Origin of the sequence: Burkholderia sp. SIMBA_062 (assembly GCF_046534765.1) — a bacterium.
In the GTDB taxonomy this organism is placed as follows: Bacteria; Pseudomonadota; Gammaproteobacteria; order Burkholderiales; family Burkholderiaceae; genus Burkholderia; species Burkholderia ambifaria.
Map to the genome: position 1 here is coordinate 1 of NZ_JAWRYD010000136.1, position 380 is coordinate 380.

Sequence of the window (380 nt, forward strand, 5' to 3'; positions counted from 1 at the left end):
TTTTGTGCGCCCAGCATGGGCGCACTCCTGCGGGTGCAAGTCCCGCCATAAGCTGATCACGGCAAATGAAGTGAAGCGCAACTGCATGAGGGCGACCGAGTGTGGGGAGGAAGCGTGGAGCGTAAATCGCGAGCCGATGGACAAGAACTGCATAGAAGGCGCTGCCGAGCAGGGCGAGCGGGCAAGAGACCGTGAAGCTCTCGTGATCAAGGCGAAGCGGCGTAAATGCAGCGGTTGTGCGATGAAGGAGTGCGTTCTTACCTGGGGAGATCTCGCTTTGTGCCTGAAAGGGCGACGGTGCTGAGCCGGAGCGAGAAGTCAGCAGAGGCCGTAGTAGTTGGACGGTGTGGCCGGGAAGGCTAAAGCCGTCGGCGAAGGGC

At 60.8% G+C, this 380-nt stretch carries 1 protein-coding gene; it reads left to right on the plus strand.

The window, feature by feature from the left end:
* The coding region (locus SB786_RS35740; protein WP_410731508.1) for a hypothetical protein at positions 1-304 on the plus strand (304 nt) is incomplete at its 5' end.
* Positions 305-380 lie beyond the last annotated feature (76 nt).